Source organism: Candidatus Polarisedimenticolia bacterium, assembly GCA_035764505.1.
Classification (GTDB): Bacteria; Acidobacteriota; Polarisedimenticolia; order Gp22-AA2; family AA152; genus AA152.
In genome coordinates, this window is sequence record DASTZC010000019.1 from 1 (window position 1) to 19,147 (window position 19,147).

The 19,147-nt window shown below is 65.6% G+C and carries 15 protein-coding genes; 10 read left to right on the forward strand and 5 right to left on the reverse strand.

Annotation, left to right across the window (positions count from 1 at the left end):
* The 6 genes from VFW45_01210 to VFW45_01235 form a co-directional block, all read left to right on the forward strand.
* Positions 1–981, forward strand: a 981-nt coding sequence (locus VFW45_01210) for a heavy metal translocating P-type ATPase (GenBank protein HEU5179384.1), incomplete at its 5' end; no start/stop codon positions are given.
* Between the two features lie 95 nt (positions 982–1,076).
* Positions 1,077–1,529, forward strand: coding sequence for a universal stress protein (locus tag VFW45_01215; protein HEU5179385.1), 453 nt, complete (start codon positions 1,077–1,079; stop codon positions 1,527–1,529).
* Positions 1,530–3,233 carry an ATP-binding protein gene (locus VFW45_01220; protein HEU5179386.1) on the forward strand — a complete coding sequence of 568 codons (1,704 nt, stop codon included), beginning with the start codon at positions 1,530–1,532 and terminating at the stop codon, positions 3,231–3,233.
* Positions 3,230–4,672 (forward strand): sigma-54 dependent transcriptional regulator, encoded by a 1,443-nt coding sequence (locus VFW45_01225; protein ID HEU5179387.1) that lies wholly within the window; start codon positions 3,230–3,232, stop codon positions 4,670–4,672. The genes VFW45_01220 and VFW45_01225 overlap by 4 nt, the downstream gene beginning before the upstream one ends.
* Complete coding sequence (gene gap / locus VFW45_01230) at positions 4,669–5,691, forward strand: type I glyceraldehyde-3-phosphate dehydrogenase (protein HEU5179388.1); 1,023 nt, start codon at positions 4,669–4,671, stop codon at positions 5,689–5,691. Before VFW45_01225 ends, gap begins: the two co-directional genes overlap by 4 nt.
* A gap of 882 nt (positions 5,692–6,573) precedes the next feature.
* A complete protein-coding gene (locus tag VFW45_01235; protein HEU5179389.1) occupies positions 6,574–7,011 on the forward strand; it encodes an SRPBCC family protein in 438 nt (145 codons plus the stop codon).
* Here the strand turns inward: VFW45_01235 and VFW45_01240 are convergent.
* On the reverse strand, positions 6,980–7,861 hold the full coding sequence (locus VFW45_01240; protein ID HEU5179390.1) for an RNA polymerase sigma factor RpoD/SigA: 882 nt from the start codon (positions 7,859–7,861) through the stop codon (positions 6,980–6,982). The genes VFW45_01235 and VFW45_01240 overlap by 32 nt on opposite strands.
* Before the next feature lie 263 nt (positions 7,862–8,124).
* Between VFW45_01240 and VFW45_01245 the strand changes: the two genes are divergently transcribed.
* The 3 genes from VFW45_01245 to VFW45_01255 all read left to right on the forward strand — a co-directional run bounded on the left by VFW45_01245 (position 8,125) and on the right by VFW45_01255 (position 10,259).
* Complete coding sequence (locus VFW45_01245; protein ID HEU5179391.1) at positions 8,125–8,721, forward strand: Hsp20/alpha crystallin family protein; 597 nt, start codon at positions 8,125–8,127, stop codon at positions 8,719–8,721.
* Between the two features lie 458 nt (positions 8,722–9,179).
* Positions 9,180–9,662, forward strand: coding sequence for an Hsp20/alpha crystallin family protein (locus tag VFW45_01250; protein ID HEU5179392.1), 483 nt, complete (start codon positions 9,180–9,182; stop codon positions 9,660–9,662).
* A gap of 111 nt (positions 9,663–9,773) precedes the next feature.
* Complete coding sequence (locus VFW45_01255; GenBank protein HEU5179393.1) at positions 9,774–10,259, forward strand: universal stress protein; 486 nt, start codon at positions 9,774–9,776, stop codon at positions 10,257–10,259.
* A 155-nt stretch (positions 10,260–10,414) separates the two neighbouring features.
* Here the strand turns inward: VFW45_01255 and VFW45_01260 are convergent, their stop codons facing one another.
* From VFW45_01260 to VFW45_01275, 4 genes are all read right to left on the reverse strand, one after another.
* Positions 10,415–13,444 carry a M28 family peptidase gene (locus VFW45_01260; protein HEU5179394.1) on the reverse strand — a complete coding sequence of 1,010 codons (3,030 nt, stop codon included), beginning with the start codon at positions 13,442–13,444 and terminating at the stop codon, positions 10,415–10,417.
* 413 nt (positions 13,445–13,857) lie between these two features.
* The gene (locus VFW45_01265; protein HEU5179395.1) at positions 13,858–15,396 is read right to left on the reverse strand and encodes a B12-binding domain-containing radical SAM protein; all 1,539 of its coding nucleotides are present in this window, start codon (positions 15,394–15,396) and stop codon (positions 13,858–13,860) included.
* A gap of 146 nt (positions 15,397–15,542) precedes the next feature.
* A complete protein-coding gene (locus VFW45_01270; GenBank protein ID HEU5179396.1) occupies positions 15,543–16,124 on the reverse strand; it encodes a hypothetical protein in 582 nt (193 codons plus the stop codon).
* A gap of 101 nt (positions 16,125–16,225) precedes the next feature.
* The gene (locus VFW45_01275; protein HEU5179397.1) at positions 16,226–18,241 is read right to left on the reverse strand and encodes a DUF3857 domain-containing protein; all 2,016 of its coding nucleotides are present in this window, start codon (positions 18,239–18,241) and stop codon (positions 16,226–16,228) included.
* Positions 18,242–18,426: 185 nt separating this feature from the next.
* Here VFW45_01275 and VFW45_01280 point away from each other — a divergent pair, with 185 nt between their 5' ends.
* A complete protein-coding gene (locus tag VFW45_01280) occupies positions 18,427–19,137 on the forward strand; it encodes a DUF4388 domain-containing protein (protein HEU5179398.1) in 711 nt (236 codons plus the stop codon).
* Positions 19,138–19,147: the final 10 nt, after the last annotated feature.

Below are 19,147 nucleotides of genomic sequence, written 5' to 3' on the forward strand. Positions count from 1 at the left end.
TTCCGCGAGATCTGGCTGCTGACCGGGGATCATGCCGATGTGGCGGAGCTGGTGGGCGTCGCCCTCGGTGTCGATCGTGTCTTCGCCGAGAGGACGCCGGAGGAAAAGACGCAAAGCGTCGCCGCGGCCCGCCGCGAGGGAGTGACGGTCATGGTGGGAGACGGCATCAACGATGCCCCGGCGCTGGCGGCGGCGCACGTCGGTGTGGCCATGGGAGCGCGCGGCGCCACCGCCTCCTCCGAAGCCGCCGATGTCGTGCTGACGGTGGATCGGTTGGACCGACTCGAGGAGAGCGTCCTGATTTCGCGCCGCACCCGGGACATCGCGCTGCAGAGCATCCTGGCCGGGATGGGGTTGTCGATGATCGCGATGGGTTTCGCCGCGGCGGGATGGCTGCCGCCGGTGGCCGGGGCGCTGCTGCAGGAAGGGATCGACGCCGCGGTAATCTTGAATGCCTTGCGGGCCCTGGGAGATGGGAAAGCGCGCCGTCAGGAGCGACCCGAAGCGGTGGCGGTGGCGCGCCGGTTCCGCGCCGAGCACCGCACCCTGCTGCCGGAGGTGAAGCGAATCCGCGGCGTGGCGGATCGCCTTGGCACCCTTCCGCCGGCCTCCGCCAGGTCCGAGCTCCAGCAGGTCTACGATTTCCTCACCCGCGAGCTGCTGCCGCACGAGGAGGCGGAGGACGCCACCGCCTACCCGGTGGTGGCGCGCATCATCGGCGGCGAAGACCCGACCGCGACGATGAGCCGTGCCCACCTGGAAATCGCCCATCGCGTCCGCATGCTGGGGACCCTCCTGCAGGAGATCCCCGAAGAGGGCCCGGCTCCCGAGGACCTGGCGGAGCTGCGGCGCATTCTTTACGGCCTCGACGCCATCCTGCGCCTGCATTTCGCGCAGGAAGAGGAGACCTACCTGCCCTTGTTGGACGGCGCGGCAGCTTCCTTGCATGAGGAGGTGGCGGGAGGGAGGACTCGCTCATGATCAAGGGAGGATACGGCAAGGACGAAGCGAATGGATTGCGCCAAACTCTCGCGGGCTCCGGAAGCCGGCGAAATTTCTACCGTGAAGGAGGTCCCATGAGAATCCTGATTGCCTACGACGGCTCTCCGGACGCCGACATGGCGATCGACGACGTGGTGACAAGGCCCTGGCCCAAGGGAACGAAGGTCCGCCTGGTCACCGTCCTGGAGACGCCCCTCGCCGCAGCGCCCGCCAGCTTCGAGTTCTACGGGCCGATGATCGTCGGCGTCGAGACTTCCCTGCGCGAGGAGGCCTACGCAGGGATCCAGAAGGCGCTGGCGAAGTTCAAGACACGCGAGGACCTGGAGACCAGCTACGAGATCAAGGAAGGCCATCCCAAGAGCGCGCTGTTGGAGGCAATCCAGGCCTGGGACGCCGATCTCGTGGTCGTCGGCTCGCACGGCAGGAGCCGGATCGAGCGCCTTTTCCTCGGCAGCGTCAGCCATGCACTGGTGACGCACGCCCCGTGCAGCGTGGAGGTGGTCCGCAGCCGCAGGAGAGCCGCCTAGGTGCCCCGCTCTTCTCGTCGCTTCGATCCCTCGGAGGGGCTGGCTCTCCTGGGAGACCTGGTCGCGTCCCTGCCCCCGACGGCGGGGGAAGAGGAAGTCTGCGATCAAGGGCTGCGTATCGCCATGAAAGGTCTCGGCGCCACCGGAGGGGCGATCCTGCTTCAGTCCGGCAACGGCGGCGAGCCGTGGCTGGCTGCCTCGGCGGGTGAGGCGGCGCCGCTCCTACCGTGGCGAAAGCCGGCGCCCGAAGCTCTCGAGGTCGGCGAGTCGGGGGGGGAGTGCCGCCTGGCGCTGGCGCTTCCGGGGCGAGGCAGTGCCATCGGGACGATCCTGCTGCGCCTGCAGGGTTGGGATCCGCGCGCGGCTCCCTTCATCACGGCGCTCGTCAGGGCCCTGGCCTCCGCATTGGACGCTTCGAAGAAGATGGACGAGAGCCGCCTGCAGGGAGAGCTGCTGGCGCGACGCAACGTCGAGCTGGAGACACTGCGCGAGCTGGGAGATCGGATCCAGGCCAAGTCGACCGACCAGGAGATTCTGGACGCGGCGCTGCAGCTCCTGCTGCGCAAGATGGGTCTGGAGGCCGGATGGATCTTCTGGGGGGAGTCGCGCCGCGGCACGCTGGAGCTGGCCGCCTGCCGGGGGATCCAGGAGCGCTTCGTGCGCCAGGCGCGCGAGGTCGGCATCGGACCCTGCATGTGCCAGGACGTCTTCACCACCGGCAAGCTGCGTGTGGCGCGCAACACGCTCGAGTGCCCGCGCCTCCCCGATCTGCTCCCCGATCGGAGCTGCACCAGCCACGCCTGCATTCCGCTCAAGTTCGAGCGCGGCATCGAGGGCGTCCTGAACATCGCCGGTCGCGCCGGCGCCGCCTTCTCGGAGCAGGAGCTGAAGTTCCTGGAGACCGTCGGCGGGCAGATCTGCCTGGCGGTGGACAAGGCCCGCTCGACGCGCTCGGAGATGCGCAAGATTAAAGAAGTGCAGGAGGCGCTCGAGCGGATGCGCTCGGCCCAGGACGGGATGATGCGCGCCGAGCGGCTGGCCGCGGTGGGAACGCTTGCCGCCGGGCTGGCACACGAGGTGCGCAACCCGCTCAACTCGATCAACCTGCAGCTCGTCCTGCTTGCACGGCGCCTGGAAAAGCTGGATGCGGCGCAGAAAGAGCAGATGTGGAGTTACATCGAAGCGGCGCGCAAGGAGATCGCGCGGCTGGACGACCTGGTGGGAGAGTTCCTGTCGCTGTCGAGCCTCGACCGGGTTTCCATGGCCGCCAGCCGGCCCGACGAGATCGTCCAGGAGGTTCTGGAGCTGATGGCGCCGGTGGCCGAGCAGGCGGGGGTGCAGGTGAGCTCCGAGTACGAGGGTCCCTTTGCTCCGTTCCGCCTGGATCGGGAGAAGATCAAGCAGGTCCTCGTCAACCTTCTTCGCAACGCGGTGGAGGCGATGGCGCAAGGAGGCCGCCTCATGGTGACGACTTCGATGCGCGACGGCAACCTGAGTATCGAAGTGGCCGACACCGGCCCGGGCATTCCGCCGGGGCGCAATGTCTTCGATTTCTTCGTGACCACTAAGAAGGGCGGGACAGGGCTCGGCCTGCCGATTGCCCGGCAGATCGTCGAGGCGCACGGCGGCAAGCTGGCATACCGAAGCCGGGTGGGCGGGGGCACCGTCTTCTCGGTCGTGCTTGGGACGCGGGAGGAGACATGATCCAGGAAGGCGAAGACCAGGCGGGAGGACGGGGGCGGTTGGTGATAGCGGACGACGAGGCCGCCGCGCGGACCTCGCTCGGACAGATCCTCACCGAGGACGGCTTCCAGGTGGCGCTGGCGGCGGACGGGGAAGAGGCGCTGCTGAAGGTGGCCAACGAGCAGCCCGACGTGCTGCTGACCGACCTGCGTATGCCGGGGATGGACGGGCAGGAGCTGCTGGCGCGCGTGCGCCAGGCCTATCCCGAGGTGGCGGTGGTCATCATGACGGCGCACGGGACCATCCGCAGCGCCGTGCAGGCGCTGCGCCAGGGCGCCGAGGACTATCTCACCAAGCCGGTCGACGTGGAGGAGGTCGAGCTGCTGCTGGATCAGATCCTCAAGCGCCGCCGGCTGCAGGCGGAGACGCGGCTCCTGCGCGAGCGGCTGGACGAGAAGTACCGCTTCGAGAACATCATCGGCCGCAGCCCGGAGATGGTGGAAGTCTTCCGCATGGTGGAGCAGGTGGCGCCCACCCAGGCCTCGGTCCTGATCACCGGCGAGAGCGGCACCGGAAAGGAGCTGATCGCGCAGGCGATCCACCAGCGCTCGCCGCGCCGCGACGCTCCCTTCGTCAAGGTCTCCTGCGCCGCGCTGCCGGAGACGCTGCTGGAGAGCGAGCTGTTCGGCCACGAGCGGGGCGCTTTCACCGGGGCGCTGGCGCGTCGCGCCGGTCGCTTCGAGATCGCCGCCCGCGGGACCGTGTTCCTGGACGAGGTGGGGGACATTCCGCTGGGGATGCAGGTGAAGCTCCTGCGCTTCCTGCAGGAGCGTCAGTTCGAGCGCCTCGGGGGCAACCAGACCCTGACGGTCGACGTGCGAGTGCTGGCGGCCACCCACCGCGACCTGGGCGTGCTGATCAAGGAGGGAAAGTTCCGCGACGATCTCTACTACCGGCTCAACGTGATCGAGGTCGGCCTGCCGCCGCTGCGGGCCCGTTCCCACGACATCCCGCTGCTGGCCGATTTCTTCGTGAAGCAGTACGCGTCGCGCAACGGCAAGCCGGTGCCCGAGGTCCCCGACGAGACGCTCGCCGCGCTGATCGGCTATTCCTGGCCCGGCAATGTGCGCGAGCTGGAGCACGCGCTGGAGCGCGCCGTGATCCTGGACCGCCGGGGAATTCTCGACCTGGCCTTGTTCCCGGGGCTGCCGCGTCCGGCCGAGAGAAAACCGGAGGAGCGGGCCATCCCTCCTTCGGGCCGCACCATGGAGGAGATCGAGCGGGAAGCCATCCTGAGGACCCTGGAGTCGGTGGGAGGGTCGACCTCGCGTGCCGCCGCAATCTTGAGGCTCAGCGCGCGCACGATCCAGTATAAGCTCAAGCAGTATCGATCCACGAGCGTCTCGGGATCGGCGCCAAAGGCGGCGCCCGAACCCGGGCTGGAGAAGGAGAGGTCATGACGGTCCGCGTGGGAATCAACGGTTTCGGGCGAATCGGCAGGCTGTTCCTCAGGGCGGCGAAGAGCGCCGGCAAGATGTTCAACTTCGTGGCGATCAACGACCTGGCCGACACGAAACAGATGGCGCTGCTGCTGAAGTACGACTCGATTCATGGACCCTATCCGGGGCGCGTGCAGACCGAAGGCACCGATCTGATCGTCGATGAGGACCGCATCCAGACGCGGCAGGTCACCGACAAGCGCGAAGGCGACCCGTTTCCTTTTCCGTGGGGGGAGGTGGGCGCCGACATCGTGGTCGAGGCCACCGGGATCTTCCGGCGCAAAGGGGAGCTGGAGCGGCACCTGGGGGCGGGAGCGAAGAAGGTAGTCCTGACGGTGCCGGCCAAGGACCCGCTGGACGCCACCATTGTCATGGGAGTCAACGACAAGACCCTCAAGCCGACCGACCGGCTGGTGTCGAACTCGTCGTGCACGACCAATTGCGCTGCGCCGGTGGCCCGCGTGCTGCAGGATCTGTACGGCATCCGTGAGGGCTTCCTGACCACGGTTCATGCGTATACCAATGACCAGCGGCTGTTCGACTATCCCCACAAGGATCCACGACGCGGGCGCATGGCTCCCGTGAGCATCGTGCCCACTTCCACGGGGGCGGCCAAGGCGCTGGGGCTGGTGATTCCGGAGCTGCAGGGAAAGCTCGAGGGGCTCGCCTTCCGCGTCCCGGTCCCGTCCGGGTCGGTCGTGGACCTCACGGTCATCACCGAGAAGCGCCCCGCAGTGGAGGAGATCCACGCGGCGATGAAGCAGGCCGCCGCGGGGCCGATGCGCGGCATCCTGCAATTCACCCAGGATCCGATCGTCTCCGCCGACGTCATCGGCAATCCGCACTCGTCGATCTATGACAGTCTCCTGACGCAGGTGCCGCAGGAGGACATGGTCAAGGTGATCGCCTGGTACGACAACGAGTGGGGCTACGCCATGCGCCTCGTCGAGCTCGTCGAGAAGCTCGCCTCCCTGAACTGAGCCTTCAGTTCCCGCGAATTGTGACACCGGCCCCCCCTGGTGTCCCTCGCGTGATTTTGAGGTAATTGCGCTGGTGTACGGGCGTTCATGCGCTTCGCGATATGTGGCCTCACAAAGCATGTCCTCCAAAACGCTTCGGCTCGGGCAACAGACGGTTGGGGAGCGGAGTTTTCCATTCAGGAATGTCTAGGCGACATGACGATCCAGGACGCTCCTCTAAAAGGCGCAAGGATTTCTTGTGGTGAAAAACGGCTTCGGCGGAAGTCCATGCGGCCGAAAAAGCCTCTTCGGAAGAGGAAAACACAAGCAGCTTTTTGCGCCGCCGCAGCGCCTCGCCAACACAAAGAGGTCGTTTGGCCCCTTGGCGCGAGGGCGAACGGCAGCGACAAACCTGGCAATAGCTGTAGACGAACGCTCTGGCTGGCGCCCGTGAAAGACCGACATATCTCGAAGCCAATAAACGCGCGAACACCAGCACAATTATTTCAAATTCGCGTGAAGCACCCCGTGGAGGGTTTCATGCGACCTGCCTTGAGTCACCACTTGCTGAGCCGGATCCAGGTATTATCGAAGTTGTATACGAAATGTTCGGCACGGCCGCGGAGCTTGTCCATAAGCACGGGAAGTTCCACAAGGGATTCATCTACCTGTTTTATATGACCGATGGCGAGATCGGCGAGATAGCCTGGCCTGCGTACGATGGCCTTCTCAATCTGGACCGGCGAAAAACCGTGAAGGCACTTCAGAAGCTCCCGGTGGAGATAGGGCGTGCGTTTTGTAGTGGAATCGACCCAAAAGTGCTCTCGCTGCGAGAGGCTCAGCAAAAGTGTCATTCGGAGATGGGGTAGACGCCATTAGGGCGCAGGGGCTTGAGGAGCGAGCGTGAAGTACACCTTTGAGCTGGAGATCGACCGGCCGCGGCAGCGCGTGGTGGAGCTGTTCGACAATCCCGATAACTTGATGAAGTGGATGCCCGATTTGATCCGCTTCGAGCCGGTGTCGGGCGTGCCGGGGCAGGTTGACGCCCAATCGCGCCTCACCTTCCGGACACCAGCCGGAGAGCTGGAGATGCTGGAGACAGTGACCGCGCGCAATCTCCCGCACGAGCTTTCAGGCGTCTACGAGACGAAGATGGGGGTGAGCCGGATCACCAACCGCTTCGTGGAAAGCGGCGGGAAGACCCGCTGGATCGCGGACACCGACTTCCAAGGTGTCGGCGCCATGAAGCTGATGGCCCTGGCGATGGGCAGCGCGATCCGCTCCCAGACCGAAAAGGTGATGCGGCGATTCAAGGAGTTCGCCGAGTCACAGCCCGTCTGACGCGCGCCTCGGTTTCGCGGCAGGCAGCTTCCTGCGCCAGGAAGCGCAGCAGCTTCGAGCGAGCGCGCGATTCCAGCTGGCGCACCGCCTCGCGCGAGACTCCCAGCTCGTCTCCCATTTCCTGCAACGTCATCCCGCCCCGTCCATCCAACCCGAAGCGGCGCGACAGGATTCGAAACTCGCGGCTCCCGAGGCGGCTCAGCGCCCGGCGCACTCGTTCGCGCTCCTCCCTGCGAAACAGGACCTCATCCGGAAGCTCGGATTTCGGGTCGGGAAGGATGTCCGCCAGGGTTCGCGACTCCGCTCCGGTGGGCGAATCCAGCGACAGGTGCCGGGGCGACGACGTTTCCAGCGCCGCCACCTCGCCGGGCGGCACTCCCAGCTCGCGGCCGATCTCCTCGCGGTCCGGACGCCGCCCCAGCCTGCCAGAAAGCTCGCCTCGTACCCGGCGCGCCCGCTGGATCTGGTCGGTGCGATGGCGCGGGAGGCGGATGAGCGCCGCACGGTTCTCCAGCGCATCCAGGATTGCCTTGCGGATCCACCAGATGGCGCAGGAGAGAAAGCGGTTGCCACGCCGCGGATCGTAGCGCCGCGCGGCGCGCAGCAGCCCCAGGTTCCCTTCCGCCACCAGGTCCTCCATCGAGAGAAGCCCGCCGCGATACTGGCTCGCGATCCGGATCACGAACTTCAGGTTCGACTGCACGAGGGTGTGCAGATCCTCCAGCGATTCGGCATCGCGGTAGCGCATCGCCACCGACTGCTCCGCTTCCACGGAGAGCAGGGGGAAGCGCCGGATTTCGGAGATGTAGGCGGCCATGGCGGGACGGGAGCGGGAGCGCGAGAGATTCATGGAGGGCCTCGAGCGGATGGCGGAGCGATGATTGAGGAGCGCGGGGCATTCTGCGCCGCGTCGGTGACGCCGGCACGTCCGGTTCGTGGAGTTTCGGTGACGGACGGCGCGCGCGCTCCGACCGTAGGGGGAAGGCGCGAGCCGATTGCGGGAATTACCGTATTGTTCAGTATGAGGTTCCCCTTTATGGTGGGTTCGAGTCCCTCATACAAACCCCCGGACCACCGCATCGGTCCCGAACCACAAGAAGGAGGTCCACCCTCATGAGCTCACTCACTCCGTACGATCCATTCCGGCGTTCCATGTCTCGGTTCGACAGGGAGCTGCGCGACATGCAGAACCGCTTTACCAGCCTGTTCCACCGCGTCCCGATGCGCGGCGACAGCGAAGAAGAGTCGGTGGCGACCGCTCAGTGGACGCCCCCGGTGGATATCGTCGAGGACGAAAGGGAATACTTGATCAAGGCGGATCTTCCCGAGATCCGCAAGGAAGACGTCAGAGTCACCGTTCAGGATGGGGTCTTGAGCATTTCGGGGGAGAGGAGGTTCGAGACGGAGGAGAAAGGGCGTCGCTTCCATCGGGTAGAGCGCGCCTTCGGGTCCTTCAACCGGACCTTCGTGGTGCCTACGGACGCCGACCCCGAGGAAGTCACGGCCGAGTTCACCGACGGCCTCTTGCAGGTGCATCTCCCCAAGAGCGAGCAGGCCAAGCCGCGCTCCATCGAGGTGAAAGTCGGCGCCGGAAGCTCGAGCTCGCGGGAGACGGGACGCTCCAGCGGCCTCTCCGATGAGCAGCGCAGCCGTGAGAAGCGCGGCAAGATGAGCGCGAGCGACGTCAGCGAGAGCCAGTCCACCCGCTAAGCAGCGCGCGACTGCCGGGAACCGGGAGCGGCCCGCGGCCCTTCGCCGGAAGCGATGCGCGGAACGGATGATTCCCGAGGTATTTGATCGTTCGTTCCGCGAGGCGCCCGGTTTCCGACAGTCGAGCATCTTCCTCCCTTCCGTCGCGTCGCAGGCCCATGCGAGAGTGGAAAAAACTTTCGTCCACGCACTCCGCAAGCGCAAGGATTGACGCGTTACCACCGCATGACTTACCCTGCCGGACGATTCCGCACTCCCCGCGCGTATCCGCGCCCCGGCCGCAAGTCGAATCCGCCTCGAAGATTCCACGATTGACCGCGTAAACCCGTCCTCGCGTCTCGCCGACTCGACGCTCTGGCACTCCTCTTGCTGAACGAGGAGACGGACACTCAGGGCGGGCAGGCCAATCACCGGCCGGGACCCGAGGCTGCAGCACTTTCCGGAAAGGAGATCGCACCATGCTTGGACTCACTCAGTACGATCCGTTCCGCATGACACCGCCGCTGGATCCCTTCAAGGAGATGAGGGATATGCAGACGCGCTTCGCGACGCTGTTCAACCGCCTGCCGCTCAAGAAGGAGAACGGCAAGGAGGAGTTCCTCGGCGCGACGGAGTGGATGCCGCCGGTGGACATCGTCGAGGACGAGAAGGAGTATCTGATCAAGGCGGAGCTCCCCGAGATCCGCAAGGAAGATCTGAAAGTCACTGTTCAGGACGGGGTCCTGGCGTTGACGGGCGAGAGGAAGTTCGAGAAGGAGGAGAAGGGGAAGAAGTTCCATCGGGTGGAGCGGGCTTTCGGCTGCTTCAACCGCACCTTCGAGCTGCCGATTGACGCGAACACCGTGAAGATCACCGCGGAGTTCAAGGACGGGCTGCTGAAGGTCCATCTCCCCAAGAGCGAGGACGCGAAGCCGCGCTCGGTCGACGTTAAGATTGGTTGAGGTTGTCATGGGGCACCCTTGGACGCGACGGCTATGTATCGGCCGCGCGTCAACGGCCGCCGCGTGATCGGCAGGTAACCTGTGAAGCGTGATCTCTGTTGAGAGGATTCCATGCGACGCAAAGGGACTGGGAAGCACGAAGGAAACAGTGATCGGCCCTCGATTCTGGCCGGCGTCGATTTCTCGGATGCGAGCCGCAAGGCGCTGGACCAGGCCCTGTCCCTTGCTCGGGAGCGTGAGGCCCACCTCCTCATCCTCCACGTCATCGACGGAGAGGGATTGAGAGAGACCGCTCCTTTGGCCGGCGTCTCCGAGGAGGTCCTGCAGGAGAGGCTGGAAAAGGAGCGGCGGCAAAGGGTCGAGGAGGTGGTGGCGGAAGCGCGGGGCAGGAATGGCGACGCCCCTTGCCAGGTCCGTATTGCATGGGGGCGCCCGTTCCAGGAGATCTTGAGGAGCGGCAGGGAGAATGCCGTCAACCTCATCGTCCTGGGCACGGCCGGGCGCTCGGCGGATTTGGAGCGGGCTCTATTCGGCAGCACTGCGGAAAAAGTGCTGCGCGCCGCACCCTGCCCCGTCCTCTGCGTGCCGGCCGACTGAGCGTTATCTGAGACCCGGCAGGGGCACCGTTGACGCGACGGCAAAAGCGGCCGCGCGTCAACGGCCGCCTCTCTGGGAAGCAGATAGCCTGGACGGCTCAGTCGGCCCGGCATTGGACGCGACGGCAAAAAAGCGCCGCGCGTCAACGGGTGCCCTTATTCCACCCAACGCGCAATGAATAAGTTGGTCTGGTGGGAGTTGGGGTCGGCGCGGTTAGAAGCCCAGACGATCCAGCTCCCGTCCGGACTGAAGTGTGGAAAGCCATCGAAGCCGGGGCTGAAGGTGATCTGCTCCGGCTCCCCTCCATCTCTTCCCATCAGGTAGAGCTCGAACTCGCGCCCGTCATCGCTTCCGGCGTTCGAAGCGTACAGGATGCGGCTGCCGTCCGCCGTGAAGGTGGGACAGAAGTTGGCCGCGCCGTTCGACGTGAGGCGGTGGATTCCCGTACCATCCGCCTTCATGCGGTAGATCTCGAGCGAGTGCGGTCGAATCAGCCCCTTCGAGAGCAGCGACTGGTACTCCGTCAGCTCCTCCCCCTCGGGGCGGCTGGCGCGCCAGACAATCTCGGAGCAATCGGGACTGAAAAAGGCGCCGCCGTCATAGCCGGTCTGGTTCGTGAGGCGGCGTACCGTTCCTTCCTCGTCCATCAGGTAGAGATCGAGGTCGCCGTCGCGCACGGAGGTGAAGACCATCTTGCCGCCACGCGGGCACCAGGTCATCTCGGCATCGTAGCCCGGCGTCGTCGTGAGCCGGCGCGTTTCCGTTCCGTCCGGCAGCGCCTCGACGATGTCGAAGCTGTCGTACAGCGCCCAGACGTAGCCCTTCGAGAAATCGGGCCTCGGCGGGCAGGCCGGCCCCGCGCCTTCGGTAGTTGCGTAGACGATGCGGTCGGCTTCGGGGTAGTCGAAGTAGCCGCAGGTCGTGCGCCCCTTGCCGCTGGAGACGCGCTTCACGTTGCCCGTCGCCAGGTCGAGGAGGTATTCCTGATCGCATTCGGCGCCCGGGACGGTCGCCTGGAAGATCAGGCGCTTGCCGTCGGGGCTGAAGTAGCCTTCCGCGTTCTCTCCGCCGAAGGTGAGCTGGCGGATCTCCTTGAAGTGGGTCTCTCGGGCGATCGGCTTGTTGAACGGCTTGCCGGCGCCGATGGCGAAGTCTTTTCCGGGGCGCTCCTTGTAGTAGGGATCGACACCCTTGCGCTCGGGCGGCGCCGGAGCTGCACCGACGGCGGCCGGATCGGTCTTCGCGGGAGACGCCGCGGAAGGCGCACCCGGCGTCGCTGGCTGCGAAGCGACGCTCGGCGAAGGAGAGGGGGGTTCCTTCGAGAGCGTCGCGCGATCTCCGAGCGTGGCATGCAGCACGAGCCGGCGATCCTGACGCATGACGGCAACATCGACCGTTTCTCCCGGCTTGTGGTCCTGCAGCGCGTACGTCATGTCGTAGAGGTTCTCGATGCGCGTCCCGGCCATCTCGACGATCCGGTCGCTGCCGCGGATTCCCGCAAGGTCCGCCGGGCCTCCCTTGCGGACGTCCGACAGGAGGACGCCGCCCGATGCCGATTCCATCGCCCGATAGTCGGGGATCGTCCCCAGGTAGGCGCCATACCCGCGGCTGTCGCCGGCCATCGCCGGCCCCGCGCTGGTGCGCACATAGGTCAGCCGGGCGGGTGCCTCCATGACACGCTCCAGGACCGCGGCTGCGAAGCGCTCCACCACCGCGGCTCCCTGGGAGTTGGTTGTCTTGGGATCGTCCTCGGGCGTGTGATACTCCTGGTGCGATCCGGTGAAGAGATGGATCACCGGGATCCCGGACGCGTAGAAGCTGGTCTGGTCGGATGGGCCGTAGCCGTCGCCGCTGCTGCTCACCTTCAACCCCGGGACCTCGGTCGAGGCTTCCTCCAGGATGGCGCGCCACTCGGGAGCGGTCTCTGCCCCGAGCGCCACGAGCGCGCCGTCCCTCAGACGGCCCACCATGTCCAGGTTGATCATCGCCGCGATCCCGGCGAGATTGATCGGGGGCTTCTGCACGAATTGGGAGGATCCGGCAAGGCCAACCTCCTCGCCGGAAAAGAGAACCACCATCAGCGCCCGACGGCTCTGCGATTCCTTCAGCTCCCCTTGCAGCAGCCGCGCGATCTGGATTGCCGCGACGGTGCCGGAGGCGTTGTCGTCGGCGCCGTTGTGGATGGCGTGCTCGTTGGGCCGCATCGATCCTTGCCCGCCGTAGCCGAGATGGTCGTAGTGCGCCCCAACGACCACCGTCTCGCCCGCCAGGGCGCCGCGCCCCGGCATCATTCCCCCCAGGTTCCAGGCGTCGGCATAGACGGCCGTCAACCCGATCTCGCCGCTGACGGTGACCCCGATCTTCTCCCGGGATCGGGGCGTCAGATCGCTATCCACGTCCTTCTGGAACTTCGCCAGGTCGATTCCGGCCCCGCGCAGCCAGTTCTGTGCCACCGACGTCCTGACCTGCAGGACCGGCAGGCCCGCCGGGCTTTCGGGCCCGTCATTGGCAAGCGCGGGCACCTTGTCCTTCTCCTCGTCCTGCAGAGGGCCCGTGGTGAAGATCACGGCCGCGGCGCCGCGCTCGCGTGCCTGCAGCACCTTGTAGCGCATTCCGGAAAAGCGGCTGGGCTTCTTGCCGTCGAAGGGCGAAGCATCATCCTTCTCCTGCGGCTCGTAGCGCAGCATGAGGACGACCTTCCCCTTGAGATCCATCCCCTCCATCTCGCGATAGCCGATGGATGGCGCCTCGATACCGTAACCCACGAAGGCCAGCTCGCCCGAGAAAGCGCCCGGGCTCGAGAAGCCGAGCGGCGTCCAGGCCTCCCGCGCCATTCCCTCCAGCCGGTTGTTTCCCGCCAGCTTGACGCCCACCTTCACCTTGAAGGGCTGGCGGTAGGAATCTCCAAAGGCCGGCTTGAGGCCTCCCTTGCGCAGCTCGGCCTCGATCCAGTCGGCCGCCTTGCGGATTCCTTGAGTCTCCAGCCCTCTCCCCTCCATCGCGTCCGAAGCGAGCGTGTCCACGCCGCGCTGAAAATCGTGGGCGAGCTCCGTGGCCGAGGGCGTATCACCGGTAGTGGATGACTTGGCCCACAATCGAGAGGCGACCGGGGCGGCGGCCGCCAGGATGGCGATGCAGACCGCACCAGCCGTCACGAGGGACACGGGAAGTGCTCTTCGAGTCATGGAGTCTCCGTCGAGGTCCTGGGTAATGCGGCAGAGACTAGCGCGCGCGGCGGGCGTCGTCAAATATGCCGTTCTCAATGGTTTCACCGGAAATCCAATCTTTTTTCCCGAATCGTAGAGGCACGGGCGTAGAGTTCCGCCACTCCGGTGTTCGACGGTGCACCCGGACCTATGGTTCACCCGCCTGCAGCGGCGGCGAGCTCTGGAAGCTGTCCACCTCCACAGATGTGTCGCACCTGGTGCCTGGCGATCTGGTGCAGTTCGCTACGGGTGGGTCGCAGGGCAGGATGTATGAGGTCGAAGCGGCCTCCAGATCGACGCCGACTTCGACGGGATCGGCAATGCCTGCGAATTCCTGGGCATCCCCTGATGATGCAGCCCGACGCAGAGGTGGGAGCGGAGGCGCGCCTCGCTCAGCTGGCCAGCAGTGCCAGCTGGTGCTCCTGGGTGTCCGGGGTGAAGCGGGAGAGGGCCGGCACCACCACGTTGCGCGTGTAGCTGATGTAGTGATGCCCCGCGGCCGCCTGGGCAACGGCGCGGCCGAGCTTCTCGGGGCAGTTGCGCATGACCCACTGGATATAGCGCCAGTAGGCACCACGGTATCGCCCGGTGAATCCCTGTCCCCATAGAGCGCGAATCCCCGACAGCAGATCCCGGCGCCCAAGCGGACGCACGGATCCGATGGCAGGCTTCCAGCGCATCAGGTTCTCGCGGCAGCGCTGGAAGTAGATCTCCGGGTGATAGACCGTCTCGAGAACGCGGCGATAGCCTGAGAGCATCTGCCCCACCGGCATGCGCGTCACCACATTGGTCAGGCCGAACTGATCCCCGACCAGTTCCGGCCGCAGCCTCCCTTCCTTTTCCAGCCTTTCGTACAGCGGCGTGTGCGGCAGCGCGCTCAGGACGCCCACCATGGCGTAGGGGATGGCGGCGTTCTGGATGAACTGGATCATCTGGTCGAAGCTGTCGGGGCCGTCGTTGTCGAAGCCCAGGATGAAGCCGGCCCAGACGTCCAGTCCGCGGTCCAGCAGCGAATGGACCTGCTCCACCAGGTCGCGCCTCAGGTTCTGGAGCTTGTGCGTCTCCTTGAGCGCTTCGGGGGAGGGAGTTTCGATTCCCATGAACACGGCGGTGAAGCCGGCCCGGGTCATCATGTCGACCAACGGCAGATCATCGGCCAGGTTGACCGAGGCCTCGGTGTAGAACTCCAGAGGAGGCCGGGTGCGATCCCGCCAGGCGGCGACCTCGGGCAGCAGCTCCTTCACCAGCTTCTTGTTGCCGATGAAGTTGTCGTCCACGAAGAAGACGTCGCCGGCGAAACCGGTCTGGCGAATCGCCTCCAGCTCGGCGATCACCTGCGCTGGACTCTTGGTCCGCGGCTTGCGCCCGTACATCACGATAATGTCGCAGAACTCGCAGCTGAACGGGCACCCGCGCGAGTACTGCAGCGACATCTGGTGGTAGGCGCCGGGCTTGAGCAGGTCGTAGCGCGGCAGGGGAGAGCTCATCATGTCGGGCTTGCCCGTCTCCTGGTACCGTGGCTTCGCCCGGCCCGCCTCCAGGTCAGCGGCCAGGGTTGGCACCATCTCCTCCCCTTCGCCGACGAACACATGATCGGCGTCCTGCAATTCGTCCGGGACGGCCGTGGCGTAGGGCCCGCCCACCACCGTGCGCACGCCCAGCTTGCGGCAGCGCTTGAGCACCTCGTGCAGCGACGGGCGCTGCACCAGCATCCCGGTGAGCATGACCACATCGGCCCATTTCAGATCCTCGTCGTGCAGCGGCTGGGCGTCCAGATCGACAAGGCGCAGCTCCCAGCTCTTCGGCAGCAATGCGGCGACGGTGATCAGACCAAGGGGTGGAAGGATGCTGCGGCGCCTCGCGAAGGAGAGAGCGTAGCGGCCGCTCCAGTACGAATCGGGGAAGGCGGGATTGACCAGCAGGGCTCTCATACGCACCTCGCGGCTTTTGAGTCCGGCGGCTTGCCGGAGTCTAGCACAGAATGCTGAGAGGGGTGCGCACTCAGGCTTGCGTAACTATATCCCGGGAAAGGGGATTCGGCGACAATCGGTGCGACTGGATCGGGGAACCCCCGTCTTCAGGGCGTTTGCGAGGCTCCCCAGCCCCACCCGAGGATCATGCCGAGCTGAACGTAGTCGGCGTCTCCTTCCTCGCCGAAGAGGGTGACGTCGGTCCCGGCGAGAAAGCGGCCGTCGATGCCGATGTTGAAGCGCGATTTCAGGCGCCAGTAGATGCCGCCGTGGAAGTAGATGCCCCCGGAGCCGTCGTCATCGTCGATGGTGGGACCGGGGCCATCGATGCTGTAGCTGGCCCCCACGGCCGCCAGCCCGCCCCCGATGAAGGGGCGCATCACTCCCTTCTCCCAGGTCTTGTTCACCCCGAAGCTGATTTCGGACACCGCTCCGGCGATGTCGGCGTTCAGGAAGTCCTCCTCGTAGCCGATCGAAACCTGAATTCCGGTCTCGAGGTGGATCGGCCACGCCTGCTTGCCGAAGTCGACCGTCACTCCGGTCGCGAATTGCCCGTTCACCGGCTCCCAGAAGTCCTTGTCCAGCCCGCGGGTTCCCAGGATGAAGTTGGCGTTACCACCGGCCAGAGCCGGAGTCGCCAGAACCGCCAGGAGCACTCCCATCATCGACCACCGCCATCCTGTCTTCATTCGGCAGCTCCCTCGTGTTCTTGGTGGATCGGGGCCCGAGCCCCGCGATGCGCGCAGTGTAGCCTGGAACGGCAGCTGGATTCAGCGTTCGCCGTGCGCGTCTACGGTCCGCTCGCCCGCAGGAAGGATAGCAAGAAGGTTTCGTCGGCGGCCGCGACCGCGTCGAAAAAGGCGTTCAACTCAGCATATTCCGCCGGCGGGACCTCGAGTGCGGTGAGAGAAAAGACCCGCTCGATGTGATACCCGTCCGGGGTGGATTTGACGAACAAGGCGTAGCTTCCGAAGGGCGATTCGAACTGTTGCGGAGGCGTGGTGCCGGCCGGCACGAATCCTTCAGGAGAGCGGACCTCGAGAATCAGCGATTCGATCCGCCGGTACGGAAAGACGACCGGCAACGAACGCTCCGCCGCCGTGAAGCGAGGCACCTGTCTCAGATAAGGACCCCGGAGTGGGATTCTGTAGAGAGTCGTGGTAGGCGTCGCTTCCACGTCGGTGGAAATGGGCTGCGAACCACCACATTGGATGAAGAACCCTTGCGACAGGTCCTGGAGATTCGGGTCAACGCTGCCGCGGACGTTGAGATCTTCGGAGCCACACATCTTTGCCAGCGCTGTCCCGCGCTCCTGAGGGGTCATCATCCGCAGCTGCTCGCGCTCCCAGAGTGCCTCCTGGCCCATCCCGGTAGTGCTCCAGCTCATGATGCGCCTCGGGTCCCGGTCGCGCTGCGGTAAATCGAACCCGACGGTCCCCCTCGTCTGCAGCAGGTTCTTCGACGCTTCGGAGGGCGGGATCATGATGGTGCGATGGCCGGATTCCGACACCATGAAGGCGCTCCCGCCGCTGAGCCACCAGGGAATCTGTCCGAAAGGGAGGCCGGAGCCGAGATCGACGAAGACGAAGTGGTCGTCAGGCTCCCCGGGCCCCTTCACCGCGACTACGGTGGAGGTGAACTGTCTCATGCTGAGCAGCTGGGGATCGAAGTAGTGATCCCTGCGATCGGTGGCCAGGACCAGGCCAGCCTCGGCGCCCAGCGCCTTGGCGATGCCCAGGTAGAGCAGGTCCAGCTCCCAGGCGGGGGCTTCCTTCGTCTCCAGCAGGTCCAGGACGGTCCGCGAGCTTCTGCCGACGTCGCTTTGCAGCGGGTCCGCCTCGTCGCTGGTGAACGGTGTGGTATTGCGGTAGGTCGCGGCCGCCCGATGATAGGCAGCCATCTGGAGCCCATCCAGCCCAACCCGGGCGGGAAGGTCCAGGGAGGCGATGACCTTCAGAGTTTCCTTCTTCGGCGTGAAATCCTTGACCCGCCGGAGCAGACGACCGGCTTCATGGTCCCAGTACTTCGCCGGCCTCGTGGCATTCTCCCGATAATAGAAGAGTACGGAAGCGTGCGATTCCAGCACCGGAGGCATGTTCGGCTCTTCGTGCGCCGGGGGGAGGCCGCTTGCGGTCACCAGGACCGAGTGCATGTCCTTGACGGTCTGAATGCGCAGTCCTTCGTTGTGGAACAGCCTGAACGCAGCGACATCGCTCGGAGTGGGGACCCAGCGATAGCGGAATTGCAGGACCGGGTATTCCTGCTGGAGATCGACTCGCGGCCAGGCATGGATCCCGGACAGCTGGAAGTGGAAGCCGTAGTCGATGACGCACCCCGGGACAACGCCGGGAAGCCTCATCCGCCGGAAGATGACACGCCCACGGTCAAATCCCGGGATTTCCTGCGTCTCGAGATCCGCCTGCTTCACCTCGAGCGCCGTGCCGTCCGGCGCGATGGTGAAACCCCACCATTCCTTTAGAACTCCGTTGTCGCGCGCGAAGGGGATTTCGACGTCGGCCAGGGAGAATGCTCCGTCGTCGAGAATCTTCGCCCGGACGTGCCGGAGGATCTCGGTCGAGCCGCTCTCTTCATCCCGCACGGTTTCATCCACCAGGATGATGCCGTGCTGCGCCGCGGCGGCCGGGTCGGCGACCAGCGCCTTCTCCTCGCCCGACATTGTCCTGGGTCCGGGGCCGATCACGATGGCCGTGCCTGGGTCGGCCGAGGAGGCCGCGGGAGTCGAAAGCGTGAAGACAGTTGCGAAGAGGATCGCCGCCCGTGAGCCCGGCCGGCCAGGCAGAAGCAAGGGAAACCTCCGGGGGATGCGCCGGAGTGTACCACGTTGCCTGCCGGTCTTGACGGAGAGGTTCTCAAATCGTAGATTTCAACAAGCTCGGGGGAGCCTCGCTGCCGGTAGTCCGGGTACACGTTTGATCCCGGCGCCGGCGGAGTGGTGCTGCCATTCCAGCCATCGCGCAGGAGGATCCCGCCATGAGCGACCCCCGCCCCATTGAAATTCATTCCCGGACCATTCCCGAGCTTCTCTTCGACATCCATCGGCAGGCCACGAGCGGCAGACTGCTGCTGCGTCGCATGGGAATCCAAAAGAGCCTGTACTTGCAGGGCGGCTCGCTGGTTTTCGCCGCGTCCACCGACCGCGACGATCGCCTCATTCGCAGTCTTCTGCGGCGCAGCAGGGTCCCGCTGCCCCAGCTCCTCAAGGGGCTCGACGTGGCGCTGCGCACACAGCGGCGTCTGGGCGAGGTGCTGGTCGAGCGCGGCCAGCTCACTCGGGAGGATCTCATCATTGCCATACGCGAGCAGGTCACGGACATCGTGTGCGGGGTGTTTCAGTGGACCGACGGAACCTGTGAGTTCGAACCTGGAGTCGCCCCGGGTGCCGAGAACATCACCTTGCGATCCCATGGTCTCGAAATGATCGTGGAAGGCATGCGGCGGATCGAGTCCTGGGCAAGGGTGCAGGAGGTCGTGGGCGGATTGAACACCGAATACCGGGCGACCAAAGAGGCGAGCAGTCTGGCTGACATGGCCAGGCTTTTCCCCGGCGAGCGGGGGATTCTGCGCTACTGCGAGGAGCCGCGGACGCTGGAAGAGATTTGTGACGCGATTCCCCTGGACGACTTCCTCATCTGCAAGCTCCTATGGGGGTTCCTGATTATCGGAGCACTGATCCGGGCCTGAGGTCGGACCA